Annotated in this window: 21 protein-coding genes; 15 read left to right on the forward strand and 6 right to left on the reverse strand. The window is 73.1% G+C overall.

The genetic code is table 11. The annotated features are described in order from the left end of the window. Positions 1-23: 23 nt before the first annotated feature. The 6 genes from CLV70_RS30955 to CLV70_RS30980 all read left to right on the forward strand — a co-directional run bounded on the left by CLV70_RS30955 (position 24) and on the right by CLV70_RS30980 (position 9,355). Complete coding sequence (locus CLV70_RS30955; protein ID WP_106130168.1) at positions 24-1,214, forward strand: LLM class flavin-dependent oxidoreductase; 1,191 nt, start codon at positions 24-26, stop codon at positions 1,212-1,214. Next, a complete protein-coding gene (locus tag CLV70_RS30960) occupies positions 1,171-2,511 on the forward strand; it encodes an MBL fold metallo-hydrolase (protein ID WP_106130169.1) in 1,341 nt (446 codons plus the stop codon). Before CLV70_RS30955 ends, CLV70_RS30960 begins: the two co-directional genes overlap by 44 nt. Positions 2,512-2,781: 270 nt before the next feature. Beyond that, the gene (locus CLV70_RS30965) at positions 2,782-5,019 is read left to right on the forward strand and encodes a discoidin domain-containing protein (RefSeq protein WP_106130170.1); all 2,238 of its coding nucleotides are present in this window, start codon (positions 2,782-2,784) and stop codon (positions 5,017-5,019) included. Positions 5,020-5,092: 73 nt separating this feature from the next. Further along, positions 5,093-6,175 (forward strand): M20 family metallopeptidase, encoded by a 1,083-nt coding sequence (locus tag CLV70_RS30970; protein ID WP_106130171.1) that lies wholly within the window; start codon positions 5,093-5,095, stop codon positions 6,173-6,175. Positions 6,176-6,243: 68 nt separating this feature from the next. Next, entirely contained in the window at positions 6,244-7,149 is a 906-nt protein-coding gene (locus CLV70_RS30975) for a hypothetical protein (protein WP_106130172.1), read from the forward strand. A 55-nt stretch (positions 7,150-7,204) separates the two neighbouring features. After that, the gene (locus CLV70_RS30980; RefSeq protein WP_106130173.1) at positions 7,205-9,355 is read left to right on the forward strand and encodes a tetratricopeptide repeat protein; all 2,151 of its coding nucleotides are present in this window, start codon (positions 7,205-7,207) and stop codon (positions 9,353-9,355) included. 57 nt (positions 9,356-9,412) lie between these two features. Here CLV70_RS30980 and CLV70_RS30985 read toward each other — a convergent pair whose 3' ends face one another. Further along, positions 9,413-9,874, reverse strand: coding sequence for a GNAT family N-acetyltransferase (locus tag CLV70_RS30985; protein WP_245908561.1), 462 nt, complete (start codon positions 9,872-9,874; stop codon positions 9,413-9,415). Between the two features lie 81 nt (positions 9,875-9,955). Here CLV70_RS30985 and CLV70_RS30990 point away from each other — a divergent pair, with 81 nt between their 5' ends. Beyond that, complete coding sequence (locus CLV70_RS30990) at positions 9,956-10,741, forward strand: GNAT family N-acetyltransferase (RefSeq protein WP_106130233.1); 786 nt, start codon at positions 9,956-9,958, stop codon at positions 10,739-10,741. Positions 10,742-11,148: 407 nt separating this feature from the next. On the opposite strand, the gene CLV70_RS30995 is transcribed toward CLV70_RS30990, so the two are convergent. The 3 genes from CLV70_RS30995 to CLV70_RS31005 all read right to left on the reverse strand — a co-directional run bounded on the left by CLV70_RS30995 (position 11,149) and on the right by CLV70_RS31005 (position 13,484). Continuing rightward, positions 11,149-12,141, reverse strand: coding sequence for a MerR family transcriptional regulator (locus CLV70_RS30995; protein ID WP_106130234.1), 993 nt, complete (start codon positions 12,139-12,141; stop codon positions 11,149-11,151). 46 nt (positions 12,142-12,187) lie between these two features. After that, complete coding sequence (locus CLV70_RS31000) at positions 12,188-12,766, reverse strand: DM13 domain-containing protein (protein WP_106130175.1); 579 nt, start codon at positions 12,764-12,766, stop codon at positions 12,188-12,190. A gap of 67 nt (positions 12,767-12,833) precedes the next feature. Beyond that, on the reverse strand, positions 12,834-13,484 hold the full coding sequence (locus tag CLV70_RS31005; protein WP_106130176.1) for a cysteine hydrolase family protein: 651 nt from the start codon (positions 13,482-13,484) through the stop codon (positions 12,834-12,836). Between the two features lie 59 nt (positions 13,485-13,543). Here CLV70_RS31005 and CLV70_RS39890 point away from each other — a divergent pair, with 59 nt between their 5' ends. The 4 genes from CLV70_RS39890 (at position 13,544) to CLV70_RS31020 (ending at position 15,867) form a co-directional block, all read left to right on the forward strand. After that, positions 13,544-13,705, forward strand: coding sequence for a hypothetical protein (locus tag CLV70_RS39890; protein WP_158277856.1), 162 nt, complete (start codon positions 13,544-13,546; stop codon positions 13,703-13,705). A gap of 200 nt (positions 13,706-13,905) precedes the next feature. Further along, a complete protein-coding gene (locus tag CLV70_RS31010; protein WP_245908562.1) occupies positions 13,906-14,109 on the forward strand; it encodes a hypothetical protein in 204 nt (67 codons plus the stop codon). A gap of 16 nt (positions 14,110-14,125) precedes the next feature. Next, entirely contained in the window at positions 14,126-15,532 is a 1,407-nt protein-coding gene (locus tag CLV70_RS31015; RefSeq protein ID WP_106130178.1) for a DUF4331 domain-containing protein, read from the forward strand. Next, positions 15,529-15,867, forward strand: a complete 339-nt coding sequence (locus CLV70_RS31020; RefSeq protein ID WP_106130179.1) for a phospholipase — start codon at positions 15,529-15,531, stop codon at positions 15,865-15,867. Before CLV70_RS31015 ends, CLV70_RS31020 begins: the two co-directional genes overlap by 4 nt. A gap of 54 nt (positions 15,868-15,921) precedes the next feature. Here CLV70_RS31020 and CLV70_RS31025 read toward each other — a convergent pair whose 3' ends face one another. After that, positions 15,922-16,356, reverse strand: a complete 435-nt coding sequence (locus CLV70_RS31025; protein ID WP_146164217.1) for a DUF5980 family protein — start codon at positions 16,354-16,356, stop codon at positions 15,922-15,924. 278 nt (positions 16,357-16,634) lie between these two features. On the opposite strand from CLV70_RS31025, the gene CLV70_RS39295 reads away from it, so the two are divergent. Next, the gene (locus CLV70_RS39295) at positions 16,635-16,901 is read left to right on the forward strand and encodes a hypothetical protein (RefSeq protein ID WP_146164218.1); all 267 of its coding nucleotides are present in this window, start codon (positions 16,635-16,637) and stop codon (positions 16,899-16,901) included. Between the two features lie 95 nt (positions 16,902-16,996). Beyond that, positions 16,997-17,584: a hypothetical protein gene (locus tag CLV70_RS31030; protein ID WP_106130235.1), complete on the forward strand. Its 588-nt coding sequence runs from the start codon at positions 16,997-16,999 to the stop codon at positions 17,582-17,584. Positions 17,585-17,768: 184 nt separating this feature from the next. Here the strand turns inward: CLV70_RS31030 and CLV70_RS31035 are convergent, their stop codons facing one another. Beyond that, entirely contained in the window at positions 17,769-18,935 is a 1,167-nt protein-coding gene (locus CLV70_RS31035; protein ID WP_106130181.1) for an erythromycin esterase family protein, read from the reverse strand. 97 nt (positions 18,936-19,032) lie between these two features. Here CLV70_RS31035 and CLV70_RS31040 point away from each other — a divergent pair, with 97 nt between their 5' ends. Beyond that, positions 19,033-19,698 (forward strand): TioE family transcriptional regulator, encoded by a 666-nt coding sequence (locus CLV70_RS31040; RefSeq protein ID WP_342750429.1) that lies wholly within the window; start codon positions 19,033-19,035, stop codon positions 19,696-19,698. 60 nt (positions 19,699-19,758) lie between these two features. Continuing rightward, a complete protein-coding gene (locus tag CLV70_RS31045) occupies positions 19,759-20,787 on the forward strand; it encodes an AraC family transcriptional regulator (RefSeq protein ID WP_106130183.1) in 1,029 nt (342 codons plus the stop codon). Positions 20,788-20,794 lie beyond the last annotated feature (7 nt).

Genomic DNA, 20,794 nt, shown 5'->3' on the forward strand with positions numbered 1-20,794 from the left:
GGAGATATGGGTAGTCTGGCGGCATGGGTGCCCTCGACTTCCACTGGTTCCTGCCCACCAACGGCGACAGCCGGGACATCGTCGGCGGCGGTCACGGCGTACCGGTCGGCTCGGCCGGGGGCGTCCGCCCGCTCACCATCGGCTACCTCGGGCAGATCGCCCGCAGCGCCGAACAGCTCGGCTTCGCCGGCGCCCTCACCCCCACGGGCGCCTGGTGCGAGGACGCATGGCTGACCACCGCCATGCTCACCGAGGTCACCGAGCGCCTCAAGTTCCTGGTCGCGTTCCGCCCCGGGCTCCTCTCGCCCACCCTGGCCGCGCAGATGGCGTCGACCTTCCAGCGGCTGTCCGGCAACCGGCTGCTGCTCAACGTCGTCACCGGCGGCGAGTCCGGCGAACAGCGCGCCTACGGCGACTTCCTGGACAAGGACGCCCGGTACGCCCGCACGGACGAGTTCCTCACCGTCGTCCGCGCGCTGTGGCGCGGCGAGACCGTCGACCACCACGGCACCCACCTGCGCGTGGAGGGCGCCCAGCTCAGCCGCCTGCCCGACCCGGTCCCCGAGATCTACTTCGGCGGCTCGTCGGCGGCGGCCGGCCCGGTCGCGGCCGCCCACAGCGACGTCTACCTCACCTGGGGCGAGCCGCCCGCGCAGGTCGAGAAGAAGCTCGACTGGATCCGCGGCCTCAACCCCGGCCTGCGCTTCGGCATCCGGCTGCACGTCATCGCCCGCGACACCGCCGAGGCGGCGTGGGCCGAGGCCGAACGGCTGCTGCGGCACGTCTCCCCGGCCGACATCGCGGCCGTGCAGGCGGGCCTGCGCCGCAGCGAGTCCGAGGGCCAGCGCCGCATGCTCGACCTGCACGGCGGCTCCCGCGACGGCCTCGTCGTGGCGCCGAACCTGTGGGCCGGCGTCGGCCTGGTCCGCGGCGGCGCGGGCACCGCCCTGGTCGGCAGCCACACCGAGATCGCCGACCGCATCGCCGAGTACGCGGACCTCGGCATCACCGAGTTCATCCTGTCCGGCTACCCGCACCTCGAGGAGGCGTACTGGTTCGGCGAGGGCGTGCTGCCCGAGCTGGCCCGCCGCGGCCTCTGGCGGCACCCGGACGGCTCCGGACCGCAGCAGGCGAGCATCCCGTTCGCCGGTGTCCCCCTGGGAGGAAACGATGACGCTCGGAACCGCCGTGGTGGAGACCTCGTCCCTCGGTGACCGCACCTACCTCGTGCACGACGGCGAGGTCGCGGTCGTCGTCGACCCGCAACGCGACCTCGACCGCGTCCTGACCCTGGCCGGCCGTCTCGGCGTCCGGATCACCCACGTCGCCGAGACGCACCTGCACAACGACTACGTCTCCGGCGGCCTCGCGCTCAGCCGGCTCACCGGGGCGTCCTACCTGGTCGCGGCCGCCGAGGAGGTGGCCTTCGCCCGCGTCCCGGTCTCGGACGGCGACCGCATCCCGGTGTCCGACCGCCTGTCGCTCACGGCCGTGGCCACTCCCGGTCACACCTTCCACCACCTTTCGTACGCCGTGAGCTACGACGACGCCGTCGCGGGGGTCTGCACCGGCGGCTCCCTGCTCTTCGGTACGACCGGACGCACCGACCTGCTCGGCGCCGGCCACGCCCGCACGCTCGCGCACCACCAGCACGCCTCGGCGCGCCGCCTCGCGGACCTGCTCCCGGACGGCACGCCGGTCTGGCCCACCCACGGCTTCGGCAGCTTCTGCTCGGCGGCGCCGACCGACGCCGGTACCTCCACGATCGGCCGGGAGAAGCGGGTCAACCCGGTGCTGCGCCTGCACGCCGACGCGTACGCCGACCAGCTCCTGGCCGGCCTGGGCGCGTACCCCGCGTACTACGCGCACATGGGCGCCCGCAACGCGCAGGGCGCGGACCTCATCGACCTGTCCCCGGTCCGGCGGGCCGGTGCGGACGAGCTGCGGGCCCGGATCGAGGCGGGGGAGTGGGTGGTGGACCTGCGGTCGCGCAAGGCGTACGCGTACCGCCACCTGGCCGGGACGCTCAGCTTCGGCCTGGACGGCCCGCTGGCCACCTGGCTCGGCTGGACGCTGCCGCCCGGGACCCCGCTCACCCTGCTGGGCGACTCCCCGCGGCAGGTCGCGGCGGCCCAGCGCGAACTCGCCCGGATCGGCATCGACCGCCCGGCCGCCGCGGCCACCGGCACCCCCGAGGACTGGTCCTCGTCCCCGGCCGAACTGCTCGAGACCCGGCGGGCCACCTTCGCCGGCCTGGCCGCGGAGCGCCCGGCGGTGGTCCTGGACGTCCGGGCGGACGACGAATGGCGCGCCGGGCACCTCGCCGGCGCCGTCCACATCCCGCTGCCGCAGCTGACCTCGCGCCTGGACGAGGTGCCGGCCGGCACGGTGTGGGTGCACTGCGCGGCGGGCTACCGCGCGGCGTCGGCCGCGAGCCTGCTGGCGCGCGCCGGGCGGGACGCGGTGGCCGTCGACGACGACTGGGTGAACGCGTCGGCCGCCGGCCTCTGACTCCGCCTCCGGGCCGGGATAACAATTTTTCCGGCTCCTTTTCTGCGATATCCGCTATTCGGTTCGGTCGATTTCGCCATTCGCGGGGTGCGGTCGGGCAATGCCCCGGTGCCGGGCGGGAATCTCGGGTTGCCAAATTGTTGACGCGCGCGCAACAGCGAAGTAACAATCAGCGGAGAGCGCTCTCTCCGCTCGGTAACCCCGGTCACCCGCCCCGCCGTGCGCCCGTCCCCATCGGACGCACGGTCATCCCCGTCCGAAGGCAGGAACATGACATCCCCGACCCTGACCTCCCCTCCGCCACGCAAGCGCAGACGCCGGCAGATCGTGCTGAGCACCGTGCTCGCCACCGCCCTCGGCCTCACCGTCGCCTCGGTCGCCACCAACGCCAGCGCCGCGGACACCCCGCTGTCGCAGGGCAAGCCGGCCACCGCGTCGTCCGTCGAGAACGCCACCTTCACCGCCGCCGCCGCGGTGGACGGTGACGCCGGCACCCGGTGGTCCAGCACGTTCGCCGACCCGCAGTGGCTGCAGGTCGACCTGGGCAGCACCCAGTCGATCAGCCAGGTCGTGCTGAACTGGGAGGCCGCGTACGCCTCCGCCTTCACCATCCAGACGTCGGCGAACGGCACTTCCTGGACGAACATCACCCCGGTGACGGCGGGCCAGGCCGGCGTCCAGACGCTGAACGTCACCGGCAGCGGCCGGTACGTGCGGATGAACGGCACCACCCGGGCCACCCCGTACGGCTACTCGCTGTGGGAGTTCCAGGTCTTCGGCGGCGGCAGCAGCCCGTCCCCGAGCACGCCGGGCCTGCCGACCTCCGACAACCCCGACTTCGGCCCCAACGTACGGATCTTCGACCCGTCGACGTCGGCGGCGACCATCCAGTCCGCCGTGGACCAGGCGTTCAACGCGCAGCTGCGCAGCCCGACCGCCCAGTTCGGCACCCAGCGCCACGTGTTCCTCTTCAAGCCCGGCACGTACGGCCGGGTGTGGGCCAACGTCGGCTTCTACACCACGCTCGCCGGCCTCGGCATCAACCCCGACGACGTGACGATCAACGGCGCGGTGAACGTCGACTCCGGCTGGAACTACGGCGACGAGAAGAACGCCACCCAGAACTTCTGGCGCAGCATGGAGAACCTCTCGATCGTGCCCGAGGGCGGCACGAACCGCTGGGCCGTCTCCCAGGCCGCCCCGATGCGGCGGGTGCACATCCGCGGCAACCTGACCCTGGCGCCGTCGAACCAGGACAACGGCCAGGGCTACTCCAGCGGCGGCTACCTGACCGACTCCGTGGTCGACGGCACCGTGTCGTCCGGCTCGCAGCAGCAGTGGTACACCCGCGACAGCCGCATCGGCCGCTGGGAGGGCGGCGTCTGGAACATGGTCTACTCCGGCGTCCAGGGCGCCCCGGCCAACGCGTTCCCGAACCCGCCGCACACCACGCTGGCGACCACCCCGGTCACCCGCGAGAAGCCCTACCTGTACGTCGACAGCGCCGGCCGCTACCGCGTGTTCGTGCCCGCCCTGCGGCGCAACTCCGCCGGGGCCACCTGGCCGAACACCGCGGGCACGTCGATCCCGATGCGCGAGTTCTACGTCGCCAAGCCCGGTGACAGCGCGGCCCGGATCAACTCCGCCCTCGCCCAGGGCCTGAACCTGTTCTTCACCCCGGGCACGTACTCGCTGAACGAGACCATCCGGGTCACCCGCGCCAACACGGTCGTGACCGGCATCGGCTTCCCGACCCTGATCCCGAACAACGGCGTCGAGGCCCTGAACGTCGCCGACGTCGACGGGGTGAAGGTCAGCGGCCTGACCTTCGACGCCGGGACGACGAACAGCCCGACGCTGATGAGCGTGGGCCGGGCCGGCGTCCACACCGATCACGCCGCCAACCCGATCAGCCTCCAGGACGTCTTCTTCCGCATCGGCAGCAGCGTCCAGGGCAAGGCCACCACCACCCTCGCCGTGCACAGCGACGACACGATCATCGACCACATGTGGGCCTGGCGGGCCGACCACGGCGGCGCACCCACCGGCTGGACGGTGAACACCGGCGACACCGGCCTCATCGTGAACGGCGACGACGTCCTCGCCACCGGCCTGTTCGTCGAGCACTACCAGAAGTACGAGGTGATCTGGAACGGCAACCGCGGCCGGACGATCTTCTTCCAGAACGAGAAGCCGTACGACGTGCCCAACCAGGCGGCCTGGATGGGCCCCCGCGGCAACGGCTACGCGGCCTACAAGGTCGCCGACTCGGTCACCGACCACGAACTCTGGGGCGGCGGCGTCTACTCCTTCTTCAACGTCAACCCGAGCGTCCGGGTGGACCGGGGCTTCGAGGTGCCCAACCGCTCCGGCGTCCGCCTCCGCAGCATCCTGACCGTCTCCCTCGGCGACGTCGGCACCATCGCCAACGTCGTCAACGACACCGGCGGCCCGGTGCCCAACCCGGCCGGCAACACCGTCCCGCGCAACGTGGTGGCGTACCCCTGAACCGAGCCTGAGTGAAAGGCGGCCACCGGTGCGATCGCACCGGTGGCCGCCGCTCGTCCGGTAGCGTGCGGGGATGGAGGAGCTGCTCGCCGCCGCTGTGCGGCTGATCGCGATCCGGTCCACCGCCGACCGGCCCGGGCAGCTCGCCGAGGCCCTCGATCTCGTGCTCGCCCGGGTGGGCCCCGGCTTCACCGTCGAGCGTTTCTCCTCGCGGGGAAAACCCAGTGCCCTGGTGTACGCCGGGAGCACCCGCCCGCACTTCCGGGTGATCCTCAACGCGCACCTCGACGTCGTGCCCGCCCCGGACGGGCAGTTCCGGCCCGAGATCCGCGACGGCCGGCTCTACGGGCGCGGCGCCCAGGACATGAAGGTGGCGGCGCTGGTGATGGCCGACGTGTTCCGGGAGCTCGCGCCGCTCATGCCGTACGCGATGGGCCTGCAGCTCGTCACCGACGAGGAGGTCGGCGGCCACGACGGCACGGCGCACCAGCTCGAGCGGGGGGTGACGGCCGGCTTCGTGGTGATCGGCGAGCAGAGCAACCTGCGCGTGGTCACCGAATCCCGGGGCATCCTTCAGGTACGCCTGCACGCCACCGGCACCGCCGCGCACGCCGCCTACCCGTGGCTCGGCGACAACGCCCTGCTGCACCTGCTCGCGGCGATCGACCGGATCCTCGCCCGCCACCCCGTCCCCGAGCGGGAGGTGTGGGCGACGACGGTGAACGTGGCCCGCATCGCGACCCCCGACGCGGCGATCAACCAGGTGCCGGCCGCGGCGACGGCGTGGCTGGACATCCGTTTCCCGCCCGAGGACCGCGCGTACGCGGGCCGCACCGCCGGCGAGATCGCCCGGGACCTCCGCGACCTCTCGGGCGCCGAGGTCACTGTGGACAGTCTCGGACCGCCGCACCGGGCCGACCCCGGCAGCGGCGACGTGCTCTCGCTGCAGGCAGCCGCGCGCGAGGCCGGCCGTCCGGGCGACCTCCTGCGCAAGCACGGCGCCGCCGACGGCCGCTTCTACTCGGCACGGTCCATGGACGCCGTCATCTTCGGCCCCGGCGGCGACGGCCAGCACGGCCCCGGCGAGTACGCCGACCTCTCCACGGTGGGGCCGTACCGCGCGGCGCTCGTCGCCTTCCTGCGTGGCCTGCGCTGACATAACCCGTTGCGCGGACATCGATGCCGTCCACTAGCCTGATGGCGCCGGGAGACGGGGGGCAACTCATGGAGGCCGACGAGGGCGACGCCGGGGACGACGCTTCCGCCGCGGAACGTCCCTCCACGCGTGACGGTTTTCTCCAGCGTCTCGAGCGGCAGCCCGGCCTGACCGCCCTCGTCGCCCTGGCGAGCTTCGCCGCCCTGTTCGTCGGCGTCCTGGCCGCCGTGCCCGACTGGCGCGACATGCTCACCGGTGGCGAGAAGTCAGCGGCCGTCCAGCCGCTGCGGCCGGGGCCGTCGTCGACCTACTCCGCCGACACGTCGACGGTCAGCGCCCTCGACCTGGTCGTGCGCGACCCCGTCCCCCTCCCGGACCCGGCGTCGCCGGACGCCGCCCCCGGCCCGGACGCCACGCTCGGCCCGCCCACGGTCGAGATCACCGTCCACAACCGCGGCGCCAGGCGCACGGTGATCACCCGGGTGGCGGTCACGGTCGAGGACACCGCCGTGATCTCCCAGTGCGCCTCCCAGGGCAACACCGTGGCGGTGTCCGCGTCCTACGACGTCGTCCTGCCCCCGCGCCCGTCCGTCGGCGACGTGTTCCGCGTACCGGTCAGCCAGCAGCAGGAGGCCGACGAGGCCGACCGCTTCGCCCTGCGCTTCGGCACCTCCGAACGCGCCACCCGGACCGCGGTGCACCTCTACCGCCTGCGCTTCGACCTGGAAGCCGACGGCAGCAAGACCAGAATCCCCGCCGGTACGGCCGTCGTCACCGTGCCGGACTCCATCAGCGACGGCGACGGCTACTTCTGGAACGACGATCACGAGAGCGGCCGGCTCGACCTCAGCCGCGTCGCCACCGAGGAGACCGTCGCCTGCCTGAAGGGCAACAGCACCACCCTCAAGCGGATCCTCGGCACCGACGCCGAACTCTCACCCGACCTCGCCGAGGCGAAACCCCACCTCCGCTGACCCGGCCGCACAAGATCCAGGACGGTCAATTGCCTCATTTCCTACCCTGGGGGACATGGACCCGAGCCTGCTGTGGACCATCGTCGGTTCTGTCGCCGGAGTCGCCAGCGCCGTCGTGACGGTGTTCCTGTGGGCGGTGGACCGCCGGAGCCGCCGACCGCGGATCGGGCACCGGCCGCCGCCCGTGCCGGAGCTCGGCGGCGTCCCCCCGCGGCTCCCCGAGTCTGTCCCGCCGCTCGTCGGGCGTGATGACGAGCTGGCCGATCTCGACCGCCTCCTGTCCCCGGACAGGTCGCCGGGCGCCGTGGCAATCATCAGCGGTGCTGCCGGCGTCGGCAAGACAGCATTGGCGCGGCACTGGGTCAGGGCGAACGCCGGCCGGTTCCCGGACGGGCTGATCCACGTCGACCTCAAGGGTTTCGGGCAGGACGTCGCCCCGCTGGACCCGTCGGCGGTTCTGGTCCATCAGCTCCGGACCCTGGGAGTGCCGGCCGAACGCATCCCGGCCCGTCTCGCGGCCCGCTCGCTCCTCTTCCAGGAACTGCTGTCCAGGCGTCGTGTCCTCGTCCTTCTGGACAATGCGCGGGACGACGACCAGGTCCGTCCGCTGCTGCCCAGGTCGCTCACCTCGGTCACGATCATCACCAGCCGCCGGTCCCTCGACGGCCTGGCGGTGCACGACGGTGCGCAGCAGGTGACACTGGACGTCCTGGGCGCCGCGGACGCGCGGACCTTGCTCCTCGGCCGCATCGGCCGTGCGGACCTCGCCATCGAGGCCGGGCACATCGATCGTCTGCTCGGGCAGTGCGGCGGCCTTCCGATCGCGCTGGCCATCGTCGCCGCCCGGGTACGCCGGCATCGTGGCGCGTCGGCCGAACTGGTCGACGAGATCGAGCACGAGCGCCTGAACGTCCTGCATCTCAGCGAGCCCGAAGCGAGCTTCCGGGCCGCCATGTCCCCGTCCTACCGGGCGTTGAGCGCTCCGGCCGCACGGCTGTTCCGGCTGTTCGGCGCCGCATCGTGCTTCGACCTTGACTGGCGCGGCGCCGCCACGCTGCTGGGCACGGCGAAGGCCGGTGCTCAGGCCGCCCTGAGCGAGCTGGCGAGTCTCTCCCTCCTGCCCGAGCGGACCCCCGGCCGTTTCAGCGCCCACGATCTCGTCCGCGACTACGCGGCGGAGATCGCGGGCACCTCCGCGACGGCGACGGTACGCCCGGCGGTCCGCCGCCTTGCCGATCACTACCTGCGAAGCGGTCTGGCGGCCGACCGGGTGCTGAACCCGCCACGGCGGCCGATATCCCCGGCGGTGCCGTCGACGGCACGGTGGGCGGTCGTCCCGGCGGAAACGGATCACGAGGCCGCTCGGCGATGGTTCGATGCCGAGCACGAGAACATCGTCGCGATGATCGGCCGCTGCGCCGCCGGCGGCGTCCACGACATGGTCTGGCAGCTCGCCTGGACGTTGATGACGTACTACGACCGGCAGGGGCGATGGCACGAGCAGGTCAGCACCCAGTGGCTGGCGCTGCGTGCCGCCCGCGCGACGGGGGACCGCGAGGCGGTCGCGTGCGTGCACCGGCTCCTGGGACAGGGGTACGGCTGGCTGGGTCGCCACGCCGAGGCGGTCGAGCACTGCACCAAGGCGCTCGTCCTCTACGAGTCCCTGGACGACAGCCCCGGCCGTGCCCGCACCCACTACACGCTCGGATGGGAGTTCGGCGAGCGGCACCACGAGTACGCCGCGGGCCTCGACCATGCCACGCGCGCCCTTGCCCTCTACGTCGAGCTGGGCGATGCGGCCTGGGAGGCGCGCACCCTGAACTCGGTCGGCTGGTATCAGGCTCACCTCCAGATGTACGACGAGGCGCTGGCAACGTGCGACAAGGCGATCCGGGTGTTCCGTACGCTGGCCCGGCCGGACCGGCACGGCGAGGCCGACACGCTCGACGGGCTCGGCTACATCCATCACCGGCTCGGCAACCATGCCTCGGCCCGGCAGTTCTACGAGGAAGCGCTGGCCCTCTGGCGCTACCAGCGGAACACCTTCTACGAGGCGGACACCCTGCTGCATCTCGGCGACGTTCTCCTGGCCGACGGTGACCCGCCGGGCGCCGCGGAGCTCTGGCGGCAGGCGCTGGCCATCCTCGAGCGGATCGGCCATGGGGAAGCCGCGGCGGTGAAGCGGAAACTGGCCGCCCTCGGGTGACCCGGCCCCGGCCGGTGCGGGTGGTGCCGATCGGCCGTCGCCCTCGACGTCGCCGGGCTACCGGACGTAGTGCCGCAGCCGGACCGTCTCGCCGCGGGGGCCGCTCCAGCCGGCGGTCGTGGTGTTCGTGTAGCGCCAGCCGGTGGCCTCGTAGAACGCGACCGCGCGGGAGTTCGGCTTGTCGACCACGTGGAGGATCAGCCGTCCGCCGGCCCACACGCTCACGTGGTCGAGCAGCGCGCTGGCGACCCTGAGGCGCCGGGCCGCGGGCGCCACGAACAGGCGGGTGACCTCCCGGCCGTTCTGCAGGGCGACGTGGCCGTCGATGACCTCCGGGGAGCTCTGCGCCACCCAGGCCCGGTCGAGCCGCGGCTGGTCCAGCCAGGCCCGGGGATCGGACGGCCACTTCATCGGGTAGCCGTCGGCCAGGCGTACCTCGCGCAGCACCTCGACGCACCGGTCGAGATCCTCGGACCGCCGCGCTCGGATGGTCAGGGGCCGGACAGTCGCATTCCTCACCCCAGCATCATGAAGGGTACGGCCGCCCGCCGCCGAATTCGGTTGCCCCGGGGCCACCCGCGGGGCAACGTGGCGGTCGTGATGGACGCGGCTCACCTTCTCGCAGCGTACGACGACCAGCTCCGCACCGACGCCGAGACGCCGGGTGCGGTCTCCGTCGCCCGGCACGGGCCGCTGCGCCTCGTGACCTTCGCGGGCGGTCGCGGCTTCATCACCTACCGCAGCCTCGAGGGTGCGGACGCCGCGGCGACCCGGCGGCTGGTCACCGAGGCCCTCGACCATTACCGTACGGACCCGCGGATCACCCGCGTCGAATGGAAGACCCGCGGCCACGATCACGCACCCGGCCTGCACGAGGCCCTGCTGGAGCACGGCTTCACGCCGGACGAGCCCGAGTCGATCATGATAGGCGAGGCCCGCTCCCTGATCGCCGGCGTCACGCTGCCCGAGGGCGTCACCCTCCGCCGGATCACCGGCGAGGCGGACGTACGCGCGATGAGCGCGATGGCCGACGAAGCGTTCGGCGAGCCGGCCGACGAGACCACGGCGGACGCCCTCCTGCGCCGCCTCGCGGCCGGGGACGGCATGGAGCTGTGGGCCGCCGAAGCCGGTGGCCGGTTCGTCAGCGCGGGCCGCCTCGAACCGGTACCCGGCACCGACTTCGCCGGCATCTGGGGCGGCGCGACCCTCAAGGAATGGCGCGGCCGCGGCATCTACCGCGCCCTGACGGCCCAGCGGGCCCGCTCAGCCCTGAGACTCGGCAAGACCCTCATCAACAGCGACTCGACCGAGTTCTCCCGCCCGATCCTGGAACGCTCGGGCCTGCTGAAGGTCTCCACGACCACGCCGTACCTCTGGCAGCGGTAGAGGGTCACCCGCGGCTACGCGGCCACGACTGAGCCGGCGACCACATCAGCCGCCGCGACGGCCGGCGACGAGGCCGGGTCCGGGCAGAATCCGGTGGTCCATCTCGACCAGCCCGCCCAGGCCGGCAGCGGTCGACGGGACCAGCCGGCAGCGGCCCGTGAGCCGGCCCCGTGAGCCGGCCCCGTGAGCCGGCCCCGTGAGCCGGCCCCGTGAGCCGGCCCCGTGAGCCGGCCCCGTGAGCCGGCCCCGTGAGCCGGCCCCGTGAGCCGGCCCCGTGAGCCGGCCCCGTGAGCCGGCCCCGTGAGTCGGCCCCGCGAGTCGGCCCGTGAGCCGGTCCGCGAGTCGGCCCGTGAGCCGGTCCGTGAGTCGGCCCCGCGAGTCGGCCCATGAGGTGGTCAGGGAGGCAGTCAGGGAGGCGGGAGGGCGGACGCGTGCAGGGCCTCGGCCAGCCATTCGAATGGGAACGGTTCCGGTGGTCCGTTGTTCACGGCCGCGACCAGGGCCATGTAGCGGTCGAAGGGGCCCCGGGGGTCCGGCAGGGCGTGGTCCCATTCGGCGGCCTGCCGCATGTGGCCGGCCGCCTCGAGCCGGAACTCGGGGGTGTCCGGCCGGCCGGGGCTGTCCGGGGTCGCGAAGACGCCGGACAGCCACCCGATCCAGCCGTCGGCGACCGCGCGGGCCCGCGGCGAGTCCGGCGGCACCCGGTCCCGGGCCGCGTCCATCGCCGCGCGGCCGGCCGGGGTGGCCGCCTCCAGGGTGTCCAGCATCGGCGACGACATCATCACGGGCCCGGCGCCGGTGGTGCACGCGTCGCGCAGCTCGCGGCGTACGGCCTGGCGGACCTCGGGGTCGCGGACCAGCTCGGCCAGCGCGATCCACGCCTCCAGCTGGGCCGCGGTGGGACTCTCGGGCAGCTCGGGCCGGGCCGCCCGCCACCACCGGACCATCCGCTCCGGCGGCTCCCAGCCGGTGGTCACCTCCGTCCAGAACTCGTCGATCAGCCGTTCCCGTTCCTCGTCCGGCATGCCGACCAGCTTGTGCATCAGGGTGACCTGCTCGGCCGTGGTGTCCTGCCGGACGATGGCGGACAGCACCGCGCGACGGCCGCGCAGCCGCGCCTCCTGCCGTTCCAGCAGGGCGAGGTGGGTGGTGGCCAGCGCGCGCAGCGTCGCCTCGCCGGCCAGCACCCGCCGGATCTCGTCCAGGCCGGCGTCGAGGTCCCGCAGCGTCCGGACCAGCTCCAGCCGGGCGATGGCGGACACGTCGTAGAGGCGGTGGCCGGCCGGGGTGACGGCGGCCGGCGTGACGACCCCGGCGTCCGCGTAGTACCGGACGGCGCTGACGCTCAGGCCGGTCCGCCGGGCGACGTCCCCGATGGGGTACAGCTCGTTGGTGTCCACGACGCCCACTATGCGATCTCAAGCCGCTCGAGATGCAAGCACGGCGTCAGGTCAGGGCGGCGGCGCCGAAGGAGACCGAGAAGCGCTTGCACCAGATGCTGATGCTGCGCAGCGCGGTCAGGTCGGCGCTCCGCGGCACCGGGTAGACCTGGTCGCCGCGGTTGCCCTTGAGCCGCCCGAGTTCGAGGTAGCGCCCGTCGTCGAAGACGTGCCAGGCGTCGGAGCCCGTGCCGACCCGTTGGTCGCTGAGCCACACGCGCAGGTCGGGTCCGTCGGAGGTCGACAGGCCGGCCAGTTCGAGCTGATGGCTGCCGTCGGGGTTGCGGATCAGGCGGGCGGTGCCCGTGGTGGTGTGCTCGTGCGTGACGAAGGAGCCCTGACCGACCACCGCGGGTGCCGCGGGGCGGGAGGTGGCCGGCGTGGCCGTGGCCGGGGCGCTGGGCGGCCCCGGCGAGGCTTGCGCGCCGGGCGGCGTGGAAGCGGGGACCTGCGTGAGGGTCTCGGCGACGGTGGTGTCGGTGAACAGGCGCCACGGCTGGAACCAGTAGAGGCCGCCGGCGGCGGCCAGGCCCAGCACGGCGAGCAGGAGCCAGGAGAGCGGGGTGCGGAGAAGTCGTCGGATCACGACCTCGAGTCAACCGGCCCGCCCGCGTCGCCGGAAGGGTTCACGTCCTTACCATCCACTGACAAAATCACCTCACCGCCAGGCCCGCGACGATCTCCGCGACGTCCAGCAGCACCACGCCCAGCCCGGCGACCTCGCGCAACCCCTGCCCGGTCGCCTGCGAGACGGCGTCCGCCGCCAGCACCACGCGGTAGTCCCGCTCGCTGGCCTCGATGATGCTGGCCCGCGGGCAGTTCGGCAGGTTGCAGCCCGCGAACACCACCGTGTCGACCTCCCGCTCCCGCAGCATGTCGTCCAGCGGGGTCCGGTAGAACGCGCCCCAGCGCGGTTTGAACAGGGCGTACTCGTGCGGTCCGAGGGGTTGGGGTTTCCCGGCCAGCAGGAGGTCGTCGTCGAGGTCCGGTCCGTCGCCGGGCAGGAGGCCGGGTGCCAGCAGGCGGCCGGGGGTGCCGGGGCGGACCATGTCGGCCCCGGAGCCGATCAGGGTGCGGCGGACCCGGTCGACGTCGTCGCCCCGGTAGAGGCGGACGATGTGGATGATCGGGCGGCTGGCGGTCCGGAACGCGTCGATCAGGTCGCGCAGGGGCGGGACGATCTCGGTGGTGCCGGAGAGGCCGTAGCGGCTCTCGGACAGGAAGTCGCGCTGCATGTCGATGGTGACGAGGGCGGCGGCGCCCCAGTGCGGCGCCAGGTGGGCATCGACGGCGGAACCGGTCATCCGCCGATCCTCCGCCATCGGTGGGTGAAGAGCCAGACCGACCGCCGTCGGCCCCGGCGGTGAGCAGCCCGCCGGAGATCCAGCTCGGCGCGGCCGTGGGCATCGCGGTGCTGCTGGTCGTGGCCGGTCAGGGCCGGGCGACCGCCGTCCTGGGGGCCGCCGCTGCGGCGGTGGTGGCGGCCCTGGTCGTGGCGGCGAAACCTGTGGAGAACCTTTCCTGAGAAATTGCTTTGAACTCCTTCCGGGGCCGCTTCGTACTGATGGCTGTCGACGACGTTCAACCGGGCAACAATCCCGATCTGCGCCGCCGGTGGGAGACCCCGGAGCGCGTGACGAAAGGCCGAGCATGAGTCGTGTCCACTACGGTGCGAGGGCGGTTTCCCGCCTGTCGCGCCGTCGGGTTCTTACCATCGCCGCGACCGTGGGTGTCGGGGCTTCCGCCGCCGGCGTGGCCGGGCTGAGCCTGGCGGGTGAGAAGGGCGGCGCCGCCGCCGACGGCGAGCCGCTGGTGCTGTCCCTGCGTGACGCGAAGAAGGGCACCTTCGACCTGTTCTCGGGCGGGTCGAGGATCACCATCACCGACGCCGGCCTGGCGAAGAAGCTGCTCAAAGCCGTCAAGCGCTGACCAGGAAGGCAGACTCATGTCCTCGCACCGCGAAGCCCCGGAGATCAGCAAGGACCCGGTGGCCGACAGCTCCGACCTGTACGCCTTCGTCAGCCCGGACAACCCGGACACGGTGACGCTGATCGCGAACTACGTGCCGCTGCAGCTGCCCGCGAGCGGCCCGAACTTCTTCGAGTTCGGCGACGACGTGCTGTACGAGATCCACGTCGACAAGAACGGCGACGGGCGGCCCGATCTCACGTACCAGTTCCGGTTCCGCACCGAGCTGCGTAACGACCGGACGTTCCTCTACAACACCGGCCCGATCGAATCGCTCGACAGCGAGAACTGGAACCGGCGGCAGTTCTATTCGGTGACCCGGGTGGATGCCAGCGGCAAGCACACGGTGCTCGCCGAGAAGCTGCCCTGCCCGCCCTGCAACGTCGGCCCACTGTCCATCCCGGACTACGACAAGCTGGCCGAGGACGCCGTCCACAAGTTGAAGACCGGCGAGAAGGTCTTCGCCGGCCAGCGCGCCGACCCGTTCTTCGTCGACCTCGGCGCCATCTTCGACCTCGGCACGCTGCGGCCGTTCCAGGACAAGCACCTGGTCGGGCAGAAGCTGTTCAACTACGCCGGCAAGGCCGTCAACGCCACCGACAAGATGAACGTGCACAGCATCGCCGTACAGTTGCCTCTGCACATGGTCCGCAAGGACGGCAAGAAGAAGGTCCGCGGGCGCGACCCGGAGGCGGTCATCGGGGTGTGGACGTCGGCGAGCCGGCGTCAGGTCCAGGTGCGGCACGGCCGCAGGAACGACGATGTGTACGTCGGCCCGCAGGTCCAGGTCTCCCGGCTGGGCAACCCGCTGTTCAACGAGGTCATCGTGCCGATGGCGCAGAAGGACCTGTGGAACAGCCTGCCGCCGAGCGAGGACAAGCGGTTCGCCGAGTTCGTCGAGCAGCCCGAGCTGGGCCAGCTGCTGCCGGTGCTCTACCCGGGGCTGTTCGACAACCTGGCCGAGCTGAACAAGGCGAAGACCGCCCGCGCCGACCTCGTCGCGATCCTGCTGACCGGCATCCCGGACGGCCTCATCGACGACTTCCAGAACAACACCGGCGACACCCAGGCCGACATGTTGCGGCTCAACACCGCGGTGCCGCCGGCCAAGGAGCAGAACGCCTTCGGCATCCTCGGCGGTGACCTGGCCGGCTTCCCCAACGGCCGCCGCGTCGCCGACGACGTCGTGTCGATCTCGCTGCGCGCGATCGCCGGCGTGACCTTCCCGCTGGTCGACGAGAAGTTCAAGCCCGACGCGGCCGCCGCGCTGGTCGAGCAGGGCCTGACCGCCAAGGACGCCAGCTCGAAGCTGCTGAAGAAGTTCCCGTACCTGGGCGTACCGTTCGACGGTTTCAACAACCCCGAGGGTGAGGACGGCAAGTGAGCGTCGGCGTCCACCATCACCACACCCTCGCGCCCTCCGGCCAGGGCACGGTGGTCCTGAACATCGGCGCCGGCATCGGCGCCCTGGTCATCCACACCCCGGGCAGCCTGCACGGCCACGAGATCGAGGTCAGCCCGGTCGAGGACGGCGGCCGTCGCACCCACGCCGCGGTCCGCGCCCGCTACGTCCGCGACGGCGTGATGTTCAGCGTGGTCATCGACAACCTGGCCGCCGGCCGCTACGTCGTCTGGCAGGATCCGGTGACCCCCCGCGCCGAGGTGACGGTGACCGGCGGCGCGGTCACCGAGTTCGACTGGGAGACCGCGGCAGCCTAGCCCGCGCGCTCCCCGGCCGGTGGTCCCGCGGGCGGGACCACCGGCCGGAGCCGTTCAGCAGCGTTCCACCGCCCGCAGCGGGACGTCGACGCTCTGCGTCTCCACCCCGTCGGTCGCCCACAGCGAGGCCGTACCCGTGCCGGCCGGCAGCGCCGGCAACGCGACCCGCACCAGCCCGAGCACCTTGACGCCGTCGTTCGACCCGGCCGGCACCGGGTCCGCCGGCAGCACGGTGGACCCCTCGGGAAGCCCGCTCATCCCGAACGTGACCGTACTGGTCCACTCCCCGGCGAGCGAGACGAACACCCAGTTCATCCGGCTGTTGTCAGCCTCGGCGCAGAGCCGCTGGTCGAAGTCCATCAACGTCCACCCGGCCTCCGCGCCGGCCGGCCCGCCCGCGACCGCGGGCACCCCGCCGCCGGCCACCGACGCCACTCCGGCGGCCACCGCCAGCATCATCCCGAACGTACGACGGCTCGTCGAACTCACCACAGTGCTCCCCTCGGACCAACATCAACTTCGCCGCCAGGATAGGGTCCCGCATCGTCGTGATTGATGCCCATCAACACCGACTTGTCCGTACGGGCAGCCAACCGTGACCGCCCGCCCCGGCGTGACGCTGTCCGGCCGCGGCTCTCGAGACCCGGGACGTGCGGTGGACCGGAGGAGCGCCTCGACCGGGGACGAGTCGCCCACAGCTCGGACGGTCACGCCCGCTGCTTTCTGCCGACCGCCGGGAGGACGCCCGCCGACTACTGTCGGCGGGGATGGCGGTCGACGAGGTGGCGATGGCGGCGGGCGGGTTCCGGCGGGTCGGGGAGGCCGAGGTGGTGCTGGCGTTTCTGCGGGGGGAGCTGGATTCGGCCCGGTTCGGGGCGGCGGTGCGGCGGGCGGTCGCCGAGGCCGGCGGGCTGGATCTGGTGCGCAGGCCCGACCTCGGGTGCGAGGAGGAGAACCGGGCGCGGGAGCGGGCTCTGGCGGTGAGCCGGGGGTGGCGGGACTCGGGGCTGTTCGACGGGTGGGGCTGCTTCTGACGTACGCCGGAAGCGTGACGCCGGGCGGTGATGGCTCCGGAGCCGGAGCGGGCGTGGCAGCGTGCGGGGAAGCGGCCCTACGAGCGGGAGATCCCATGGTCACGATTCCGGCGGGCAGCACGCTCGTGCTGCGGTGCCCGGGGGAGCAGCCGCTCGCGCTGATCTCGCTGGGCGAGGTCAGCGCCCCGTTCCTCGCCGAGCTTCCGCCGATCCCGGTGCTCGGCCCGGACGGTCCGGGCGTGCGCCGGTTCGGGATTCTGGAGCTGGTCAGCAGCGCCGGCGTCACCTGGGTCGAGGCGGAGCTGCGGGACGGCGTCCTCACCCGGCTCGGCGATCCCCCCACCGACGTGGTGCAGCGCCGCGGGGCGGCCCGGAAGCCTGGCCTGTACGCCGCGACGGGCACCGCCGAGCTCGACTCCGAGCCGGGGCGCCGGCTGGTGGCGCTGTCGGGCCACGTCGAGGACGTGTCCACCAGCGGGCTGCTGCTGCGCGCCGTGCCCGCCGGCGGTGTGCACCTGCCGGCGGGCATCGTGCGGACGTTGCTGCACATCAGCATGCCGTGGGGCGACCTGGCGACGACGGTCACGACCGTCGAGCAGCGGGCCGACCTGCTGCGCGGCACGTACGCGTGGATGGGGCCGGCCGACGAGGAGGCCCTGCGCGCCTTCTGCGCGGCGCGCTGAGCGTCAGGCCCCGCGCCGGACCCTGTGCAACCAGTCGGCGATCAGGGCGCCGCCAGCCTCCGGACCGCTCGAACACCGGCTCCAGCGGCAGCAGACTGCGATGGTCCAGACCGAATCCGTGGAGGAGCACCACCGGGACGCCCGAGCCGGCTTCATGGGTGAACATGCCGACAGGGTACGGGTGTCACGGCCGGTGGGCGTCGCGGACGAAGAGGAGGCCGTCGGTGTGGGGGAGGTCCGCCGGGTCGAGGGGGGCGTAGCCGTACCAGGGGGACACACGGGTGGCGGCCGGCCGGGCGGTCAGGGAGTGCGGGTCGAGGAGGAGGTGCGCCTGGCCGCAGGCGTACAGGAGGCCCTCGATGGTGTCCGGGGGTGGGGTGCCGACGTCGTGGTGGTGGATCGTGCCGACGGCGGTCGCGACGAAGGCGTAGACGTCGCCGAGGTGGGCGTCGACGATCGCGCCGGCGCTCCACCAGTGCAGGGGGGTGTCGCCCAGGGTCATGCTGCTCCGGGTCCGTTGCAGGTGGCTGTTGTGGGCGCTGACCAGGGTGGGGCCGCGGTCGGCGAGGGCGAGCAGGTTGGCGGCCATCATGGAGTCGCGGACGCCCAGCAGCCGCGTCAGCCTCCCGGGTGACGTGTCCGCCATCCAGTAGTGGTAGCTCAGCAGGCCGGTGGCGGTACGCCCGTACAGCCGCGCCCGGTCCCAGTCCTCCCGGGACGAGCCGGCGATCAGCTCGGGGGTCCGCGCGTCGAGCAGCGCCACCAGGTCGTCCGCGAGGAGCCGGAGCCGGCGGGCGTCGGCGGTGCGCCCGGCGGACGCGGACGGGTCCCGCATCGCGGCGGGGTCGGGCCACCGGTCGTCGGGGCCGAGCAGGCGGTCGAGGGTCTCCGCGGTGCACGGCAGCAGGTCGGCGTCGACCCCGGCGGCCAGGTACGCGTGCAGCCCGGTGAGCGCCTGCCGCGGGCTCTCCGCCCCGGTGATCTCCAGCGGGCCGTCGAACCCGGCGAAGCGCACCCGGTCAGCCGCGGGCCGCCCGTCGTTGTACGCGCGCATCCAGCCCACCAGCTCCCGGTTGCCCGCGAAGGCGCCCCATCCGTGGCTGAAGCCGCGGGCCATCACCTCGTCGGGATCGCCGGCGCCCGTGGCGACGTACGCGTCGACGAGCTCGCCCCGCAGGCAGTCGCTCTCGATCGTGATCGTGCGGTATCCGTGCTCCTCGACGAGGCCGCGGAACAGGTCGTTGCGGACCCGCAGGAGATCGTCCTCGCCGTGGGTGGGTTCGCCCAGCGCGAGCAGCCGCGGCCGGCCGGGGAGCAGGGCCATCAGGGTGGAGGCGTCGACGGAAGTCATGCCCTCAACGCTATCGTTGAACCGACGGTGGAGACTTTGACGAGGTCAGACGGGGATCATGGCGCATAACCCTCAAAGCGGTGGTCAGCTCCGCCCGGTGGATCTGGCGCGCCGCCACGGCCTTTCGGCGCAGGCGGTCCGCAACTACGAGGCCGCGGGCATCCTCCCGGCCGCCGCGCGCACCGCGAGCGGCTACCGCGTCTACACGCAGGCGCACGCGCGGGCGCTGGGCGCCTTCCTGGCCCTGCTGCCGGGGCACGGGCACCAGGCCGCCGCCGCGATCATGCGGGCGGTGAACGCCGGCGCCGAGGCGGAGGCGTTCCGGCTCATCGACGAGAGTCACGCCCAGCTCGCCGACGACCGGAGCACGGTGCGGGCCGTGGAGGGCGCCCTGGGCGACCTCGCGCCGGTGGCCGACGACCGCGGCGAGACGTTCGTCGGGCCGCTGGCGCGGCGGCTCGGCCTGCGCCCGGCGACGCTGCGCAAATGGGAACGCGCCGGGGTGGTCCGGCCGCGCCGGGACCCGCGTACGGGTTACCGCGTCTACACGGCGGCCGACGTCCGCGACGCCCGCCTCGCCCACCAGCTGCGCCGGGGCGGCTACCGGCTCGACCGGGTGGCGGCCGTGATCGCGCAGGTGCGCTCGGCCGGCGGCGTCGCACCGGTGGCGGCGATGCTGGACGAATGGCATGCCCGGCTCGCGGCCCGCGGCCGGGCGATGCTCGCCGGCGCGGCGGCACTCGACGGATATCTGAATTCCTGAATGCGTCAACCGGTCACTTTGTAACTGCACGTGTTGCCGTTGTCGGTCTAGGGTGAGCGGATGGACACGGCAGGGGCGGTCGATCGCGACCCCGGTCCGGCCACGACCGACTCGGACGTCGCCGCGCGGGCCGCGCTCAGGACGACCGATGTGGACGAAGCGCGGGCGTTCTGCCGGCGCGTGTTCTACGGCCCGCTGGAGGTCAAACCGGCCGGCGACACCGACGCCTTCCACTTCGCAGGCGACGTCACCCAGATCGGGCCGCTGACCATCGGCGAGGTCAGCTACGGGGTGGAGATCTGCGTCGCCATCGGGGATCTGCGGACGGCGTACCACGTGCTGGCCCCGGTCACCGGCGAGGTGCGGGTCCAGCACCGCGGCACCTCGACGACCGCCGACCCGGGCCGCGCGGCGGTGTTCCAGCCCGCCGGCGACATCGACCTGCGCTGGTCGGCGGACTGCCGCCTGTTCAGCGTCAAGGTGGAGCGGCTGGCGTTCGAGCGCGAGCTGGAGGCGGCGCACGACGCGCCCGGCGGCTCGCCGCTGCCGCTGGGCGCCACGTTCGGCCTCGCCGCCGGGCCGGGTCGCAGCTGGATGGCGCTGACCCGGCTGCTGCACGCCGAGCTGCGGGAGCCGGACGGGATCGCCGCCCAGCCGTGGCTGCTGCGCCGCTGGCGGGACCTGGCGATCAGCACCCTGGCCGGCGCGGTCGAGCACTCGTCGGGCGACGGGGCGACGGGACGGCCGACGGCGCGCCGCCCCCGTACGGTGAAACGCACGCTCGACGCGATGCACGCCGAGCCCGGCCGGTCGTTCACCGCGGCGGAGCTGGCCGGCATCGCCGGGGTCGGCATCCGGGTGCTGCAGGACTCGTTCCGCCGCCACGTGGGCGTGCCGCCGCTGACCTATCTGCGCCGGCTGCGCCTCGAGGGGGTGCACGCCGAGCTGACCCGGGCCGACCGGGGCGAGGTGAGCGTCAGCGAGGTCGCGTACCGGTGGGGCTTCACCCACCTGGGCCGGTTCGCCGGCGCCTACCGGGCCCGCTACGGGGTGTCGCCGTCGCAGACGCTGCGCGGCGACCGCCCGTAGCGCCGGG

Source organism: Pseudosporangium ferrugineum (genome assembly GCF_003002065.1).
GTDB classification, from domain to species: Bacteria; Actinomycetota; Actinomycetes; order Mycobacteriales; family Micromonosporaceae; genus Actinoplanes; species Actinoplanes ferrugineus_A.